At 50.1% G+C, this 15,108-nt stretch carries 25 protein-coding genes and 1 pseudogene; all 26 read right to left on the reverse strand.

The genetic code is table 11. The features are described from left to right. Positions 1-5: 5 nt before the first annotated feature. Positions 6-485 (reverse strand): 50S ribosomal protein L15, encoded by a 480-nt coding sequence (gene rplO / locus FBF37_RS01905; RefSeq protein WP_138078958.1) that lies wholly within the window; start codon positions 483-485, stop codon positions 6-8. After that, a complete protein-coding gene (rpsE, locus tag FBF37_RS01910; RefSeq protein WP_138078960.1) occupies positions 485-1,075 on the reverse strand; it encodes a 30S ribosomal protein S5 in 591 nt (196 codons plus the stop codon). The genes rplO and rpsE overlap by 1 nt, the downstream gene beginning before the upstream one ends. A 1-nt stretch (position 1,076) precedes the next feature. After that, positions 1,077-1,427: a 50S ribosomal protein L18 gene (rplR, locus tag FBF37_RS01915; RefSeq protein WP_138078962.1), complete on the reverse strand. Its 351-nt coding sequence runs from the start codon at positions 1,425-1,427 to the stop codon at positions 1,077-1,079. A gap of 2 nt (positions 1,428-1,429) precedes the next feature. After that, positions 1,430-1,963 carry a 50S ribosomal protein L6 gene (gene rplF / locus FBF37_RS01920; RefSeq protein WP_138077895.1) on the reverse strand — a complete coding sequence of 178 codons (534 nt, stop codon included), beginning with the start codon at positions 1,961-1,963 and terminating at the stop codon, positions 1,430-1,432. A gap of 91 nt (positions 1,964-2,054) precedes the next feature. Further along, positions 2,055-2,567, reverse strand: a complete 513-nt coding sequence (locus FBF37_RS01925; protein WP_138078964.1) for a hypothetical protein — start codon at positions 2,565-2,567, stop codon at positions 2,055-2,057. Positions 2,568-2,654: 87 nt separating this feature from the next. After that, positions 2,655-3,055, reverse strand: a pseudogene (rpsH, locus tag FBF37_RS01930) (30S ribosomal protein S8). Between the two features lie 20 nt (positions 3,056-3,075). Beyond that, complete coding sequence (gene rpsN / locus FBF37_RS01935; RefSeq protein ID WP_039327398.1) at positions 3,076-3,345, reverse strand: 30S ribosomal protein S14; 270 nt, start codon at positions 3,343-3,345, stop codon at positions 3,076-3,078. Beyond that, the gene (rplE, locus tag FBF37_RS01940) at positions 3,345-3,929 is read right to left on the reverse strand and encodes a 50S ribosomal protein L5 (RefSeq protein ID WP_138078966.1); all 585 of its coding nucleotides are present in this window, start codon (positions 3,927-3,929) and stop codon (positions 3,345-3,347) included. The genes rpsN and rplE overlap by 1 nt, the downstream gene beginning before the upstream one ends. Beyond that, complete coding sequence (rplX, locus tag FBF37_RS01945; protein WP_039327403.1) at positions 3,929-4,249, reverse strand: 50S ribosomal protein L24; 321 nt, start codon at positions 4,247-4,249, stop codon at positions 3,929-3,931. Before rplX ends, rplE begins: the two co-directional genes overlap by 1 nt. After that, a complete protein-coding gene (rplN, locus tag FBF37_RS01950; RefSeq protein ID WP_138078968.1) occupies positions 4,249-4,617 on the reverse strand; it encodes a 50S ribosomal protein L14 in 369 nt (122 codons plus the stop codon). Before rplN ends, rplX begins: the two co-directional genes overlap by 1 nt. Beyond that, positions 4,614-4,925: a 30S ribosomal protein S17 gene (rpsQ, locus tag FBF37_RS01955; protein WP_138078970.1), complete on the reverse strand. Its 312-nt coding sequence runs from the start codon at positions 4,923-4,925 to the stop codon at positions 4,614-4,616. The genes rplN and rpsQ overlap by 4 nt, the downstream gene beginning before the upstream one ends. Next, positions 4,925-5,131 (reverse strand): 50S ribosomal protein L29, encoded by a 207-nt coding sequence (rpmC, locus tag FBF37_RS01960; protein ID WP_138078972.1) that lies wholly within the window; start codon positions 5,129-5,131, stop codon positions 4,925-4,927. Before rpmC ends, rpsQ begins: the two co-directional genes overlap by 1 nt. Further along, entirely contained in the window at positions 5,131-5,544 is a 414-nt protein-coding gene (gene rplP / locus FBF37_RS01965; RefSeq protein WP_138078974.1) for a 50S ribosomal protein L16, read from the reverse strand. The genes rpmC and rplP overlap by 1 nt, the downstream gene beginning before the upstream one ends. Continuing rightward, positions 5,545-6,180 carry a 30S ribosomal protein S3 gene (gene rpsC / locus FBF37_RS01970; protein ID WP_039327413.1) on the reverse strand — a complete coding sequence of 212 codons (636 nt, stop codon included), beginning with the start codon at positions 6,178-6,180 and terminating at the stop codon, positions 5,545-5,547. It lies immediately after the preceding gene. Beyond that, entirely contained in the window at positions 6,181-6,645 is a 465-nt protein-coding gene (gene rplV, locus FBF37_RS01975) for a 50S ribosomal protein L22 (protein WP_138078977.1), read from the reverse strand. A gap of 2 nt (positions 6,646-6,647) precedes the next feature. After that, positions 6,648-6,914: a 30S ribosomal protein S19 gene (gene rpsS, locus FBF37_RS01980; RefSeq protein WP_138076977.1), complete on the reverse strand. Its 267-nt coding sequence runs from the start codon at positions 6,912-6,914 to the stop codon at positions 6,648-6,650. A gap of 6 nt (positions 6,915-6,920) precedes the next feature. Next, positions 6,921-7,760, reverse strand: coding sequence for a 50S ribosomal protein L2 (gene rplB, locus FBF37_RS01985; RefSeq protein WP_138078979.1), 840 nt, complete (start codon positions 7,758-7,760; stop codon positions 6,921-6,923). Beyond that, the gene (locus tag FBF37_RS01990; RefSeq protein WP_138078981.1) at positions 7,760-8,080 is read right to left on the reverse strand and encodes a 50S ribosomal protein L23; all 321 of its coding nucleotides are present in this window, start codon (positions 8,078-8,080) and stop codon (positions 7,760-7,762) included. The genes rplB and FBF37_RS01990 overlap by 1 nt, the downstream gene beginning before the upstream one ends. Position 8,081: 1 nt before the next feature. Further along, positions 8,082-8,681 (reverse strand): 50S ribosomal protein L4, encoded by a 600-nt coding sequence (gene rplD, locus FBF37_RS01995; protein ID WP_138078983.1) that lies wholly within the window; start codon positions 8,679-8,681, stop codon positions 8,082-8,084. Further along, positions 8,681-9,295 carry a 50S ribosomal protein L3 gene (rplC, locus tag FBF37_RS02000; RefSeq protein ID WP_039327420.1) on the reverse strand — a complete coding sequence of 205 codons (615 nt, stop codon included), beginning with the start codon at positions 9,293-9,295 and terminating at the stop codon, positions 8,681-8,683. The genes rplD and rplC overlap by 1 nt, the downstream gene beginning before the upstream one ends. A gap of 184 nt (positions 9,296-9,479) precedes the next feature. Further along, positions 9,480-9,812, reverse strand: coding sequence for a hypothetical protein (locus tag FBF37_RS02005; RefSeq protein ID WP_138078985.1), 333 nt, complete (start codon positions 9,810-9,812; stop codon positions 9,480-9,482). Positions 9,813-9,929: 117 nt separating this feature from the next. Continuing rightward, complete coding sequence (gene rpsJ / locus FBF37_RS02010) at positions 9,930-10,247, reverse strand: 30S ribosomal protein S10 (RefSeq protein WP_039327423.1); 318 nt, start codon at positions 10,245-10,247, stop codon at positions 9,930-9,932. A gap of 95 nt (positions 10,248-10,342) precedes the next feature. Beyond that, positions 10,343-11,287 carry an L-lactate dehydrogenase gene (locus tag FBF37_RS02015; protein WP_138078987.1) on the reverse strand — a complete coding sequence of 315 codons (945 nt, stop codon included), beginning with the start codon at positions 11,285-11,287 and terminating at the stop codon, positions 10,343-10,345. A gap of 32 nt (positions 11,288-11,319) precedes the next feature. Next, positions 11,320-11,907 (reverse strand): hypothetical protein, encoded by a 588-nt coding sequence (locus FBF37_RS02020; RefSeq protein ID WP_138078989.1) that lies wholly within the window; start codon positions 11,905-11,907, stop codon positions 11,320-11,322. A gap of 134 nt (positions 11,908-12,041) precedes the next feature. Then, entirely contained in the window at positions 12,042-13,226 is a 1,185-nt protein-coding gene (tuf, locus tag FBF37_RS02025; protein ID WP_138078991.1) for an elongation factor Tu, read from the reverse strand. Positions 13,227-13,402: 176 nt separating this feature from the next. Next, positions 13,403-15,094, reverse strand: a complete 1,692-nt coding sequence (locus FBF37_RS02030; RefSeq protein WP_138078993.1) for a hypothetical protein — start codon at positions 15,092-15,094, stop codon at positions 13,403-13,405. Positions 15,095-15,108: the final 14 nt, after the last annotated feature.

A 15,108-nucleotide genomic window follows, 5' to 3' on the forward strand; every position in this document is an offset into this window, starting at 1 on the left:
AGGTCTTATTTTTCGTCAGACTCGATGTCTTTTGCGCTTTTACGCAAAGGTGTCGGAACTTTTTCGAACGAGCCGCCAGCTTTTTCAATCGCTTTGACGACTGAAGCGGAAGCAGCTTGCACCTTCAAGTCAACCTTGGCTTTCAATTCACCGCGAGCGATCACCTTAACCGTGTGGAACGGTGTGGCGATGTAGCCTTCGGTAAATAGCAATGCGTTGTCGACGGTTTTGCCGTCAAAAGCGTTCAAGTGATCAAGGTAGACTACCTGAGCTGGCGTGCGCAAGCTCTTGAAGCCGCGAGCTTTTGGTACAGCCTGAGCCAGTGGGCGCTGACCACCCTGGAACATGGCGCGAAGCTTTTTACCAGTGCGAGCGTTCTGACCCTTGGTACCGCGACCAGCGGTTTTACCCTGACCAGCGGCGATACCGCGACCAACGCGCTTTTTATTTTTGTTTGCTGAAACTTGGAGATCGTTGTATTTCATTACTTAGCCTCCTTTTTAGCAGCTTTTTTGACTGGCTGAGCATTGAGCCACTCCTCGCGTGGAACCAGTGATTTCAATGCTTCAATGGTTGCGTAAGCGATGTTCACCTTGTTGGTTGAACCAAGTGACTTGGTCAATAGGTTGCGAACACCGGTCACGCCGATGATTTGTCGCACCACACCACCAGCGATGATACCGGTACCAGGAGCGGCTGGCTTGATCAGCACGCGGGCGCCTGAGAACTTGACTTCGCTGTCGTGTGGAATAGTCTCGCCGTTGAGTGGCAAAGTGATCAAGTGTTTCTTAGCAACTGAGGTTGCCTTAGCGACAGCAGCTTGCACGTCGGCACCCTTAGCCACACCAACACCAACCTTATCTTTGCGGTTGCCGACAACCACCAACGCCTTAAAGCGGAAGCGGCGGCCACCTTTGACCACGCGGCTCACGCGGTCAATGTTGATTACCAATTCTTCAAACTCCTTTGGTGCGTCATCACGCACATTTCGCCGGTCATCGCGGCGACCACCACGCGGACTGCGAGGCCGGCGGCCTTCTGCGCGTGGGGTAGTATTTGCAGCTTGTTCTGCCATACTAGAACTCCAATCCTTCTTGGCGCGCAGCATCAGCCAATGCCTTCAAGCGACTAGCGTACTGGCGGCCGTTGCGGTCAAAGACCACTGCGCTAATTTTACTTTTCTTTGCTTTCTTAGCAATTTCAGTACCGATGGCAGCACATTTTTCGCTCATCGTACCTTTTGCTTTGGTGCCAACGGTGGTTGCGGCAGCCAATGTTTTGCCTGCGACGTCGTCGATCAGCTGAGCGCTAACGTGCATGTTGCTGATGGTGACGGTTAGGCGTGGGCGCTCTGCAGTGCCTGAAACTTTCGCGCGAACGCGGTTTTTGCGAAGAGCTTGGTTGAGTAATTTCTTGTTTTCAGCCATGATTACTTACCTGTCTTTCCTGCTTTGCGCAAAATTTGCTCGTCAGCATACTTGATACCCTTGCCCTTGTATGGCTCAGGCTTCTTCAGCGCACGGATTTCCGCAGCGACTTGGCCGACTTGCTGTTTATTGATACCGCTAACGATGATGGTCATCTTTTCGTTGGTAACGGTGATGCCCTCTGGGGCTTTGTATTTGACTGGGTGTGAAAACCCGAGCGCCATTTCCAGTTCGTTGTTGCTGGAACTCACGCGGAACCCGACACCATTGACCTCGAGACGCTTCTCGTAGCCTTTGGTAACGCCGATTACCATGTTGTTGATCAGCGCGCGCATCAGACCGTGCTGGGCGCGAGCAGTTTTGGACTCATCCTTCGGATGAACCGTGACTTGTCCGTCTTCGACTTTCACCTCAACTGCTGGCGTGATGAATTGTGTCAATTCACCTTTCGGGCCCTTTACGACCACGTCACCAGAGTCAACCGTGATTGTCACACCGGCCGGAATAACCACCGGCAGTTTTCCGATTCGACTCAGACTCATTACTCACCTTTCGTGTGATTTGATATTAACCCTGGTATTTTAGCATAGATTAGGGGTGAAATGCAAGGTTTTTTGAGCGCTCTGCCTAGCTACCGTACGGGATGAGTAGAATAATCGCCAAGATGCCGAGAGTAATATATGTTACTAGGGCGGCTTTGGTCAAATACGGCTCTTTCATATCGTAGATTTTACGTACTTCGTAATAATCCCATAGCCGCCAGCCAGAGATCATTAAAAGAATGCCAGCGAAGATACTTAAATAGCCACTAACATCAATATGCCAAAGAAAGTTTGATGCATCAACTAGAGCGATGAATGTAGCTACTCCCATTGTCGACCAGAAGCGTGCCTGTGGCTTTTGTCCAACAGCAATAAAACAGGTGGCGGCGACCATGATCAACTCAACGAGAGGATTTTCCGCGAACAGTACCTGAATATAATAACTGGGGACTCCCTGCCTAGGGTCAGCACTGCCAATAAGCCAACCCACTCCATACAGTAGGGGCATCATAACGACGATAGACAACAAGAAGGGCAAAAAATCAACAATGAAAACATCTTTAACAGTTATTTCTGCTTGGTCTGATGTTTTTGTCATATGGAGGAAGCTACGCATATGTCTTACAGTATAGCAGATAAAAATAAACGCCCTGCAATGAGGACGTTTATTTGATTCGCGTAAGGCTTAATACACCTTCAACAGCAACTCACCACCAAGTTTTGCCTTGGCTGCCTCGGCGCCAGTCATGACACCTTTTGAAGTTGAGATGAGCACCAAACCGCGGCCGCTTTTCACCTTTGGAATCTCTGCCGAGCCGACGTAAACACGACGACCTGGCTTTGAGACACGGGTGATCTCGTTGATGGTGCTGTTGGTACCCTCTTCGTTGATGGTAACGACCAGCACACCGCGAGGCTTAGCGTCCTCTAGTTTAACATCTGCAAGGTAGCCGTTTTTGACTAATTGTTCAGCGATGACTTTTTCATCTTGCTGGACGGAACACGAACTTCCGTCTTGCCAACCAGTTTCGCATTGCGAATGCGAGTCAGAAGGTCGGCGATTGGGTCTGTAGTTTGCATAGACATTGTCGAATCTCCTTTCCTTCTTACCAACTACTCTTTGTTATGCCTGGGATTTCGCCCTTGGCTGCTTTTTCGCGGAAATTGATGCGGCTCAGACCAAACTGGCGCATGTAGCCGCGTGGACGGCCGGAAATGCTGTCGCGGTTCTTGTGCCGGGTTGGGCTTGAGTTGCGAGGCAGTTTCTGCAAACCGTCGAGGTCGCCAAGTTCTTTGAGCTCAGCGCGCTTTGCAGCGTATTTTGCGATCATCTTCAGACGCTTTTTGTCGCGAGCGACCATTGATTTCTTAGCCATTACCTGACGCCTCCTTTCTTCTCAAACGGCATGCCAAATTTCTCGAGCAAGGCTTTTGAAGCTTCTTTGTTACCGTTCTTGATGACAAATGTTACCTGCAAGCCGTGCAAAATCTGTGTTTCCTCGAACGTCAGTTCTGGGAAGATTGACTGCTCGATGATACCCAGGTTGTAGTTACCACCCTTGTCGAACTTCAGGCCGACGCCGTGGAAGTCGCGGACGCGTGGGAGCGCTACATTGATCAAACGATCCATGAACTCGTACATCCTGCTGCCGCGCAGCGTGACGCTCACACCGATTGGCGCGCCCATGCCTTTACGGATGCTAAAGCCAGCGATTGACTTCTTTGCTTGGCGGGCAACTGGTGCCTGACCGGTGATTTTCTCAACAGTGTTTTTGACAATTTCAAAATGACGCTTGTCATCTTTCTTTTTGCCGGTGCCAACGCTCACGATGATCTTTTCCAAAGCTGGCACTTGGTGCACGTTCTTTAGATCTAGTTCGGCTTGCAGTTCCTTTAGGTATTTCTCCTGGTACAAGGCTTTCAAGCGAGGAGCTGGCACGACGGTTTTCTTCTCTGCCATTATTTGATCTCCTTATTTTTTGCTTGGCGAGCGACGCGAGTTTTGCCGCCGTCAGCGTTCTTTACTAAACCAACCCGGCTGGTTTTGCCTGACTTTTCGTCGACAACCAGTGCGACTTTACTGATATCCATCGGTACGTGGATATCTTTCTTGCCGCCTTTTGGATTGTACTGGCTTGGCTTGACGTGGCGGTGTCCGACACCAACACCTTCGACCAAAACGGTCTGGTCTTTGGTGTTAACTTTTAGGACTTTACCGGTCGTACCTTTGTTTTTACCAGCAATGATTTTTACGGTGTCATCTTTGTGAATACGAGCCATTAGAGTACCTCCGGAGCCAAGCTGATGATCTTCATGTAGCCCATGTCGCGAAGTTCGCGTGGTACTGGACCGAAGACGCGGGTAGCCTTTGGCTGCTTGTCATCGTTGATAATCACCACGGCGTTGTCGTCAAAACAAATGGTCGAGCCGTCTTTGCGGTGGATTTGGTCGCGGGTGCGAACTACCACAGCTTTGACGACAGATTTCTTTTTGACATTGCCGGTTGGACTGGCGTCCTTGACTGAACAGACGATCACGTCACCGACGCGAGCGTAGCGGCGGCGGGTACCACCGAGAACGCGGATACACAATACTTCTTTGGCACCCGAGTTGTCAGCTACCTTGAGGCGAGATTCTTGTTGGATCATTTGTTGTCCTCCTTAGCCTCTTCCTCAGCTTCGCCAGAAACTTCAGCCTTTAGTTTGATAGAACCGCGAGACTTTTCGATCACCTTGACCAGCGTAAAGCTCTTGGTCTTGGAAATTGGGCGAGTCTCTTCGATTTGCACCTTGTCGCCTTCGCCTGCCTCATTGGTCTCATCATGAGCAGTGTACTTGCGAGTCACGGTGTACTGTTTGCCGTAGAGCGGATGCGTTTCGCGGCTGGTGACCGTCACAGTGATGGTCTTGTCGCGCTTGGCACTCGTTACGACGCCAATCAATGTTCGTCGGGCCATTACTTGCTCTCCTTTTCGTTAATTTGTGTCAGCAGGCGCGCGATGTCCTTACGGAGTGAACGCAGCGCTTTTGGATTAACTAATTCGCCAGCAGCGTGAGAACGTTTTGCTTGAAGCAGGTCATTTCGCTTTTCGGCGACTTCCTTCTTCAAATCATCAACCGTCTTTACAACTGCGGCTTTTGCGGTTTTCTTTGTCTCAGCCATTATGCGTCCTCCCGCTTGATGAACTTACATTTGACTGGTAGTTTGTGGCTAGCCAGGCGCATCGCCTCACGAGCGACTTCCTCTGAAACGCCCTGCATTTCAAACATCACCGTGCCGGCCTTTACCTTGGCAACAAAGAACTCTGGATTACCCTTACCACCACCCATCTTCAAACCAAGTGGTTTGCGAGTAACTGGGGTGTGTGGGAAAATTCGGATCCAAATCTTACCACCACGCTTGATGTAGCGGGTCATTGCCTGACGAGCAGACTCGATTTGGCGGGAGTTGATGCGCTCGTTTGATTGTGATTGCAGTGCAAAGTCGCCGAACGCGATGTAATTACCACGGGTTGCATTACCACGGTTTTTACCGATGCGCACTTTGCGATATTTAGTCTTTTTCGGTAACAGCATTTAGCGACTCCTTTCTCCCTTATAAATCCACACTTTCACGCCGATAATACCAGCTGGTGTCTGGGCGCGAGCGCAGTGGAAGTCGATATCAGCGCGAAGAGTGTGTAGTGGCACAGAGCCTTCGATCACCTTTTCGCGGCGTGCCATTTCAGCACCGTTCAAACGACCAGCTACCTCGATGCGGATACCTTTGGCACCAGCACTCATGGTGTTTTGTGCAGTCATTTTGGTTGCGCGGCGGAAGTTGATGCGGCGCTCCAACTGGCGGGCGATGTTCTCAGCCACCAATTTAGCTGCTAGTTCCGGTCGGCGCACTTCTTCGATGTTGATGCGAACCGCCTGACCGACAATCTTCTCAACTTGCTTTTTCAATTCATTCACGCCAGCACCACCACGGCCGATCACCACACCAGCTTTCGCCGTGTGAATGGTTACCGTGATCAAGTTGGCACTCCGCTCAATCTCAATGCGATTGATGGTTGGGCGTGAGGCAAATTTCTTCTCAATCAATTCGCGGATTTCGTGATCCTGGCGAATTGCCTCCGCAAACTCTTTCTTATTGGCCGTAAACCAACGAGAGCTCCAGTTCTTGTGAACTTGTAGGCGGAAGTTGATTGGATTCACTTTTTGACCCATTTACTTCTCCTCCTTTTTTGCCGTGGTTTCGGCGGCTTTTTTCGCTGCAGGCTTGGCAGGTTTGGTCTCTGTTTTGGCCTTGGTCTCTGGTTTCTTCGCAGGCGCTTTCTTTGGCTTCTCGGTGCCAGTTACTTCAACCAAAATGTTTGAAGTCTTTTTCTGGAATGGTAAGGCACGGCCGCGTGACGCTGGCTTAAAGCGGCGTAGGCGTGTACCAGTAGTAACGCTCAGGGTAGTGATCACCAGACTCTTGGCGTCCAAACCGTGGTTGTTGATGGCGTTTGCCTTGGCGCTGTCGATAGCCTTTTTGACTGGCAAAGCAGCACGTTTTGGCACGTGTTCCAAGATAACCAATGCGTCAGCGACAGTGCGGCCGCGTACTAGTGCAGCCACCAAGCTAACTTTGCGTGGTGTTTGGTCAACACCTTTGGCGTAAGCGCGAACAGTATAAGTTGTATCAGCCATGATTACTTCTTATCCTTTCCGCCGTGCTTACGGAACTTACGAGTTGGACTAAACTCACCGAGTTTGTGGCCAACCATGTTTTCGGTAATCAGCACTGGCACGTGCATCTTACCATTGTAGACGGCGATGGTTCGACCGACCATTTCTGGGGTGATGGTCGAAGCGCGCGCCCACGTTTTAATAACGGTTCGATCGTCAAGGCTGAGAGCAGCGACTTTTTTCGCAAGCTTCACATCGACGAATGGACCTTTCTTTAATGAACGACTCATCGTGATTTACCTCTTCCTCTTCGCGTCGTGACGCGTGCGTACGATTAATTTATTTGAGCCTTTGCGGCGGCGAGTTCGATAACCCAGCGTCAATTGACCCCATGGCGTACGTGGTGCTTTACCAGTACCGTGGCGACCACCGTCACCACCACCATGTGGGTGATCTGCGGCGTTCATGACGACACCGCGAACCGTTGGGCGAATACCCTTGCGGCGGCGGCGGCCGGCTGAACCGATCTTGACGTTCTGGTGCTGGACGTTACCGACTGTACCGATGGCAGCGGTTGCTTCCAAGCGAACTTTGCGAACTTCACCGGATGGCAATTTGATAGTTGCGTAATTGCCCTCTTTGGCCATCAACTGAGCTTTGGCGCCAGCGGCGCGAACCATTTGCGCACCTTTGCCGGCAGTCAGTTCAATAGCATAAATCATCGTACCAACAGGGATAGCAGACAATGGCAGGCGGTTTGAGGCATCAATTGGCGCCTCCTCGCCAGTCTGAATCGTCTTGCCCTTGACCATTGAGGTGTCGGCCAACACGTAGTGGTACAAATTGTACTGATCTTTCACTCGAGCGATGCGGGCTGAGCGGTTTGGATCGTACTCAATTTCTTCAACCGTCAGAGTCAATCCAGCCGGCAAATTGTGGTTCACCAAACGGTAGTGACGGCGAACGCCACCGCCGCGATGACGCACGGTGATGCGGCCTTGGTTGTTGCGGCCGGCATTTTGCTTTTTGGCTTTGATCAGACTTTTGAGCGGTTTTCTTGTCGTGATATCCGACAAATCCTGGCTCGTCATGCCGCGACGAGCAGGAGTGGTTGGATTGTAAGCTTTCACTGGCATTACTTGGTCTCCTCCATCTGCTGCTCTACTGCGTCAAACACATCGAGCTTATCGCCATCTTTCAGCGTCACGTAAGCCTTCTTCCAATCCTTGCGTGTGGTTGTGCCAGGATAGCGGTTTTTGCCTCGTGAGAAACGCACAGCCTTGCCGTCTTGTACCAAGGTTTTCACCTTCAGAACAGTAACGTCAAATTGCGCTTCAACTGCTGCTTTGATCTCGTTTTTATTCAGGTTGAGCGGAACGCGGAACACGTACACGCCGTTGGCGCTCTGTGCATAGGCTTTCTCGCTAATGCGTGGGATAATTGTCATCTGTTTCATATTACGCTTCCTCCTTACTCAGCCACTCAGTGATTACTGGCAGAGCTTTCGGGGTCATGACAATAGTATCCGCATTCAGGATGTGGTAGACGCTGAGGTAGCTCGCGCGAATTACCAATACGTTCTGAATGTTGTTTGTCGCGCGCATCAATTCTGGCGTCTTTTCGTCCACGACGATCAGCACGCGGCGCTCAAACTTGTTGTCAGCCAAGAAGGTTGCGACTTCTTTGGTCTTGCCAGTCGTCTTGATATCTTTGACGACAATCTTCTTCGCTTCATTGGCTACCGTCAAGGCTTGGCGAATTGCCACTTTCTTGGCGGTTTTAGACAATTTTTTGGTGTAGTTTTCGTTGCCGCGTGGGCCAAAGACCACACCACCGCCTCGCCAGATTGGGTTACGGATTGAACCGAAACGTGCTCGACCAGTTCCCTTTTGCTTCCATGGCTTTTTACCACCACCGGAAACTTCACCGCGCTGCTTAGTGGTTGCGCTTGCCAAACGAGCGTTGGCGAGGTAGCTGTCGTATGCCAATTTCAACAGTTCGTGGTTTGGCACTTCAACAGCAAAAATGTCTTTAGGAAGTTTGGTTGATTCAGCCATTACTTGTTACCTCCTAAAATAATCAGCCCTTTTCGTGGCCCAGGGACAGCGCCCTTCACCCCGATCAGATTGGTCTCTGGATCAACATATGCCACTTCCAGGTTCTTGACGGTAACGCGCTCGTGGCCCATGTGGCCAGCCATCGTCTTACCCTTGAACACTTTTTGTGGATACATCGAGCCAATTGAACCTGGCTTACGAGTATTACCTTTACCACCGTGCGTCTTGCGGTGACGCTTAAAGTTGTGGCGTTTAATGGTTCCAGCGAAACCTTTACCTTTACTGGTTCCGGTCGCATCGACAGAATCGCCGACTTCGAACGCGGAAACGTTGATTTCATCGCCAACTTTGAGACCTTCAGGGATCTCGTCGACGCGGAATTCCCGAATATGCTTCGGGGTCACTTGGGCTGGCTTGACGTGTCCAGCCACGGCCTTGCTCAGGTTCTTACCCTCTCCATAAGCGACCTGTACCGCATTGTAACCGTCGGTTTCGACGGTCTTCACCTGAGTCACGGTGACAGGGCCGGCCTGGATCAGCGTTACCGGAATGGCTTTGCCGTCTTCAGCCAAGAGCTGGGTCATACCAAGTTTGGTACCGAGAAGTGTTTTCACTTTTCCTCACTCCCACTTAAATACTCCTGATGACGTGCGGTTTCTGGGTTCTGAGCGAGGTGTTCATGACAAACACTTCAACTATAGCCAGACCTGCTCATTCATCAAGGAGAACAGTTGATATTACGCGTAATAGAAATTACCTTGTAATTCTAGCACAAAACATTGGTTAAAGTCAAGTAAATCAGATCATCACACCTACTGGCGTAAATGAGGTCAAAATTGCCATTAAAATCAGAGTGACATACCAAATTTTGCGGTTGAATTGATACTGTTCAATCTTCAGAACCAGTAACAGTGCCACGAACAAGCCAACTGGCACGGCCTGCACGGTGAAAGCACCCAACTCAAAGGGATTCTTTAGACGTAACCACAGCGCACTGAGGATGACAAATATCACTAATTTCAGAAAAAAAATGCTGTCATTTTCATAAATTCGCTCACGTCCTTTGCGACTGAACAAGGCGCTGGACTTTGAGCGGTTGCGAGCGTAGGTACGAGATTTTTGTTTTGTCATAATAATTATGTTTATTATATCAATCAAAACTACCTTTGACAAATGAAAATGACCCCCGAAGAGGCCATTTTCTTACATTAGGATTTATGACATAGCATACCTCCTGATGATAGTGTATTACATACGAATTTCAGCGTCAACACCAGCTGGCAAGTTCAAGTTCTGCAAGCTGTCGATGGTCTTTGGTGTGGCGTTAGTGATGTCGATCAGGCGCTTGTGAACGCGGCGCTCGTAGGTCTCACCACCCATTTTGTATACATGTGGGCTCTTTACCACCGTGTAGGTACTGCGGCGAGTTGGCAGCGGCACTGGGCCGGCAACGTTCGCGCCGGTGCGAATTGCGGTGTCAATGATTTGTTTTGCTGATTGGTCGATGACTTTGTGGTCATACGCCTTCAGTCGGATGCGGATTTTAATCCCGGTATCTTGAGCCATGGCTCCTCCTTTTGTGCAATCCCGTAACCTCCAATTGCTCCATTTTACGAACAACCGAGTTCTCGAGACAAATTATTATTAACTAGGCGATTATATCAATTTTCCTGGGCTTTATCAAGATGGGCAATCATCTCGCTGATGATCGCAGCGGAATTATTCAGCGACTGCTTCTCGCGCTCAGTCAGTGGATAGCCCGTCAAAATTTTCACGCCGTCACAACAAATGATCGACGGCAAGCCCAGTACGACATTGTCCAGACCATATTCACCCTCGGCCAGTGAACAGACTGGATAGACCGTGCGCGTTGACTGACGTAGGGCTGAAACAATCTTAGAAACCACAAAGCCAATGGCAAAATACGTCGACTTCTTTGTCTCAATCACTCGGTAGGCGCGGTCACGGATTTTCTGCTCGATGCCCTCAACCAATTCCTCGGTGAAGCCTGGATATTTACGAATCGGCACTTCGCCGACCTGCGCCGTCTCAATGGTCGAAAACGAGGAGTCGCCATGCTCGCCCAAGATGTATGCGTCGACTGCTTTGCTATCGACATTCAGCGCGTCGGCCAGGTACGACTTTAGCCGTGACGTGTCCAGTGTCGTTCCCGTGCCGAACACTCGGGTCTTTGGCAGCCCCGACTCTTTCAACGCCACATAGGTCAATACATCAACTGGGTTACTGACGACCACCAAATACGGTTTGGCGCCACCAGCCATGATGTTTTTGACGATGTCACGCATGATGTTAGCATTGACGCCGACCAACTCCAGTCGCGTCTGACTTGGCAACTGCGGTGAACCGGCGGTGATAACCACGATGTCATCGTCGTTGATATCAGCGTAGTCGCCCGTGCGCACCACCACATTGCGGTCAAGCCCCATAGCGTCGTTGATATCCGCAGCTTGACCCCATGCCAAATCCGCATTGCGGTCGATCAATACGATCTCTTCAATCACACTGCGCAGCGCACAAGCGTACGCCGTCGTCGCGCCAACCATTCCGCCGCCACCGATAATCACCAATTTCTGTTTATTCACCATATCTCCTTTTTGTGTTAGATGTATTGTCTATACTATTTTACCATAGGTACCATGTCGTTAGGACCGGGGTTAGGGTTGCAGGATTCATCAAGCCCGCTCCTCATCTTGCCATGATCCATAGCTCGAATGTTATACCCATCTACGTTATTCTTGTATGCGGTGACAATATAATAGTGCAGACCTCCTTCAGGATGGTTACGAGGAATGCACGTAGTGTAGCCAGTTTCCAGCTCTTTCCAGCCATCGCGAGGATACCCTTTGCCCTCACAGCGCGTAGAATCAACCTCTGCGGCAACTTTATCCCAACCACTACTAATTAGTGCGTCTCCCCAAGACAATGCATACTCTTTGCCCTGGAAACATACTTTTAGGCTCTCGTCGTCAGAGAAGCCAGCGGTGTTCTCTATGTTTGGATATTTTGACGAAGCCTCAGCCTCAAGACCATCATCAACTGGAGAGGTGTCTTCCGTGCTGACAACTTCTGGCTGCGTAACATGTTGCTGTTCGTCCGCTGGTTTTTCGCAGCCGACTAAGCCCAATGACAGCGTGCCAGCTGCTGCCACAGCTGCAGCCCGCCTCCACCAAGAAAAGCCGTATTCTACGCCGGTCTCTTTGTTCATATGATCACTCCTTTTTGATTATTGTTACCCTCTCCGACCCTTTACCCATTACCATACCAATGCGACTGGTAATTGTCAATACAAGTAAAATACCCCCGATGATCGAGGGTATTTTGGGTAATCTACCAGAGTGATTACTTGTTGATCTTGGTGATCACACCAGCACCAACGGTACGGCCACCTTCGCGGATAGCAAAGTTCAAACCTTGCTCCATAGCGATTGGGGCGAGCAACTTAACCTTGAAGGTTACGGTGTCGCCTGGCATAACCATTTCTTTGTCAGCTGGCAATTCAACTTCACCAGTCACGTCAGTGGTGCGGAAGTAGAACTGTGGCTTGTAACCCTTGGAGAATGGAGTGTGGCGACCGCCCTCTTCCTTCTTCAAGATGTATACTTCAGCTTCAAATTCGGTGTGTGGCGTAATGGTGCCTGGCTTACACAGAACCTGACCGCGCTCAATATCGCTGCGCTCAATACCGCGAAGCAAAATACCAGCGTTGTCACCTGCTTGACCTTGGTCAAGAGATTTCTTGAAGGCCTCAATACCAGTCACAACTGACTTCTGAGTTGGCTTCAAACCAACGATTTCAACTTCGTCGTTCAATTTAACAACACCCTGCTCAATACGACCAGTTGCCACAGTACCACGACCCTTGATTGAGAAAACGTCCTCAATTGGCATGATGAATGGCTTGTCCATGTCGCGAGTTGGCTCTGGGATGAAGCTGTCCATAGCGTCAACCAATTCCATGATGGCGTCTTCGTACTTCTCGTCACCTTCAAGAGCCTTCAAAGCTGAACCCTTGATGATTGGAGAGTCTTTGTCAAAGCCGTTAGCTTCCAAGAGCTCACGAACTTCTTCTTCAATCAGCTCAACCATCTCTTCGTCAGCCATGTCCATCTTGTTCAAGAAGACAACCAACTTAGGCACACCAACCTGCTTTGCCAGCAGCACGTGCTCACGAGTCTGAGGCATTGGACCGTCAGTTGCAGCAATAACCAAAACTGCACCATCAACCTGAGCAGCACCGGTGATCATGTTCTTGACGTAGTCGGCGTGACCTGGCATGTCAACGTGCGCGTAGTGGCGCTTTGGTGATTCGTATTCTTGGTGTGAAGACGCGATGGTAATACCGCGGGCTTTTTCTTCTGGTGCGTTGTCGATCTGGTCGTACGCAATTGGTTTGTTAACTGCGCTTGGAAGGCGCTTAGCCAACACTGCAGTAATCGCAGCGGTCAGCGTAGTCTTACCGTGGTCAACGTGGCCCATTGTACCCACGTTAACGTGCGGTTTGCTTCGGTCAAATGCATCTGCCATTTGTAGAAGTTCTCCTTATTTAATTATTATTTCACGCGGGTATGACCAATTAAAGGCTCCACGGCGTATGCGCTTAATTATAGCGGGTTTTATAATATTTCGCAAGGAAATTGTCCCTGATTTTACAAATTGCACCATTCTGGAGGCTTGCGTGAATATCGCTGGCTTGAGCCATGTCATAAAACATCTTCATCGCTACGCCGCGACAGACCAATAATGTCGCGAGCGCGCACCAGATAGAACACATCATTTTCGCGGTCGCCGATCATCAGTACTGGCTCACCAAAACTAAGCGGCAAATCCGTAACTTTTGTGATGTTTCCGTCAAACCTCGACGGATCATTCAGCTCTGGGTTCCATACCGCCAGTCGATCCGCCCGCAGAGTGAACAGCTCAGTACCCCTATCATCACCGATTTCTTGCAGCGGAGCATCGTTCCACGAGACAACGTTCAGCAGGTCGCTTGGCAAACAGCGATACGCCATGACTGTACACTCGCCATCAAAGTCATGCGGGTTGTCGATGAATCCCAGCACGCCATGTGCTTCATCATCATATTGCTTCAAGATCTCAAGCTGATCTTCCAAAGAGAACTGATAGAAAGCCTCCTCAAATACACCCCCGGCATCCTCGGCAATGTCATGCAACTCATCAACAGCAATCCTCAGATCTTCAGCGTCAGTATCCAAGTGCTCAAACCGTAATAACTTGTCACGACTAGGGATTACATAGACACTTCGCGACTGGCTACTTAAATAATCAAACACACCTACCTCAATCACCGCGTGAAAGGATTCGTCATATTTAACAAATTTTGCCTCACTGACATATGCCCTATCGCTGTCAACAAACTCAAGCTTCAAATTGCCATCCGTACCACTTGGCGCCAACACAAAACCCGACAAGCTGACGGCATCAAGCTCACCAACATACGGCAATGCATTATTTAGCGTCTGGACATGTTCGCGCAGTGCATCCGGGAGATAAGCTTCCTCAGTGTATGAAAGATCAGTCGCCAGCTGCCACGCCAACTGCTGGAATTCCTCAGTAAAGACTGTTTCAAACAAATCAGCACCGTCCTCAAACCCTTCTTCATCAGTTGGCATGATATCAACCATATCTTTCACATCAACCCGAAACAGCACTGACTGATCTTCTTTGTCGAACATTTCCAGAACTGGGCGATTACCACGCCAGGTGAAAATTGGTAGGTCAGCAAATAGGACTTGAGTATCTGCGTCAACATCAACGCCATATTCATTAGCTCCGACCCTCCGAGCGTATGCCCTACACTCCACCCGCACCCCAGTACCGCAAATTACTTCATCTAGTACCGTGTTCAAGTCACCTATCAGCTCTCGCCTGGACGCAGCGTCTTGAATATCATTAGCCTTGACGACTTCTTCGGTCTTGTCAACATAATGGCGCAATTTGCGGACATGACGTGGCACACCACTGGTGTCGGGCAATAGCTCTGCTGTTACGATCGCTTGCCGGTCGATTGGGAAATAATAGTCCATCACCTCATCATGCTGCACCGTACGCACACATAAAGCCGCCATCTCCTTGGTGTACGTAGCAAACGGCGCCGACTCATCAGGGTCAATCTCTAGTGATGTCACCACGTCCGCCACGCCCTCAACAGCTCGCAGCTCATATGTATCATCACTCGCGGCTTGAGCATACCCAATCACCCGCACCCGCTCACCTTCAATTTCGTCAGTACGCATCACTCGCTCAACATCACCTAGCGCCCCAGCCTCTTTCTCGCTGCCAAGTTGCATATTAGCCATGGCAATCTCCTGCCAGTTCTCCGGCGACAATTGCCCCAAGAAATTGACACCGGTCTCTACTTGTGGTGATTTCATATAGTTGTATCGTA

It is taken from the genome of Candidatus Nanosynbacter featherlites, from assembly GCF_005697565.1.
Lineage (GTDB): Bacteria > Patescibacteriota > Saccharimonadia > Saccharimonadales > Saccharimonadaceae > Nanosynbacter > Nanosynbacter featherlites.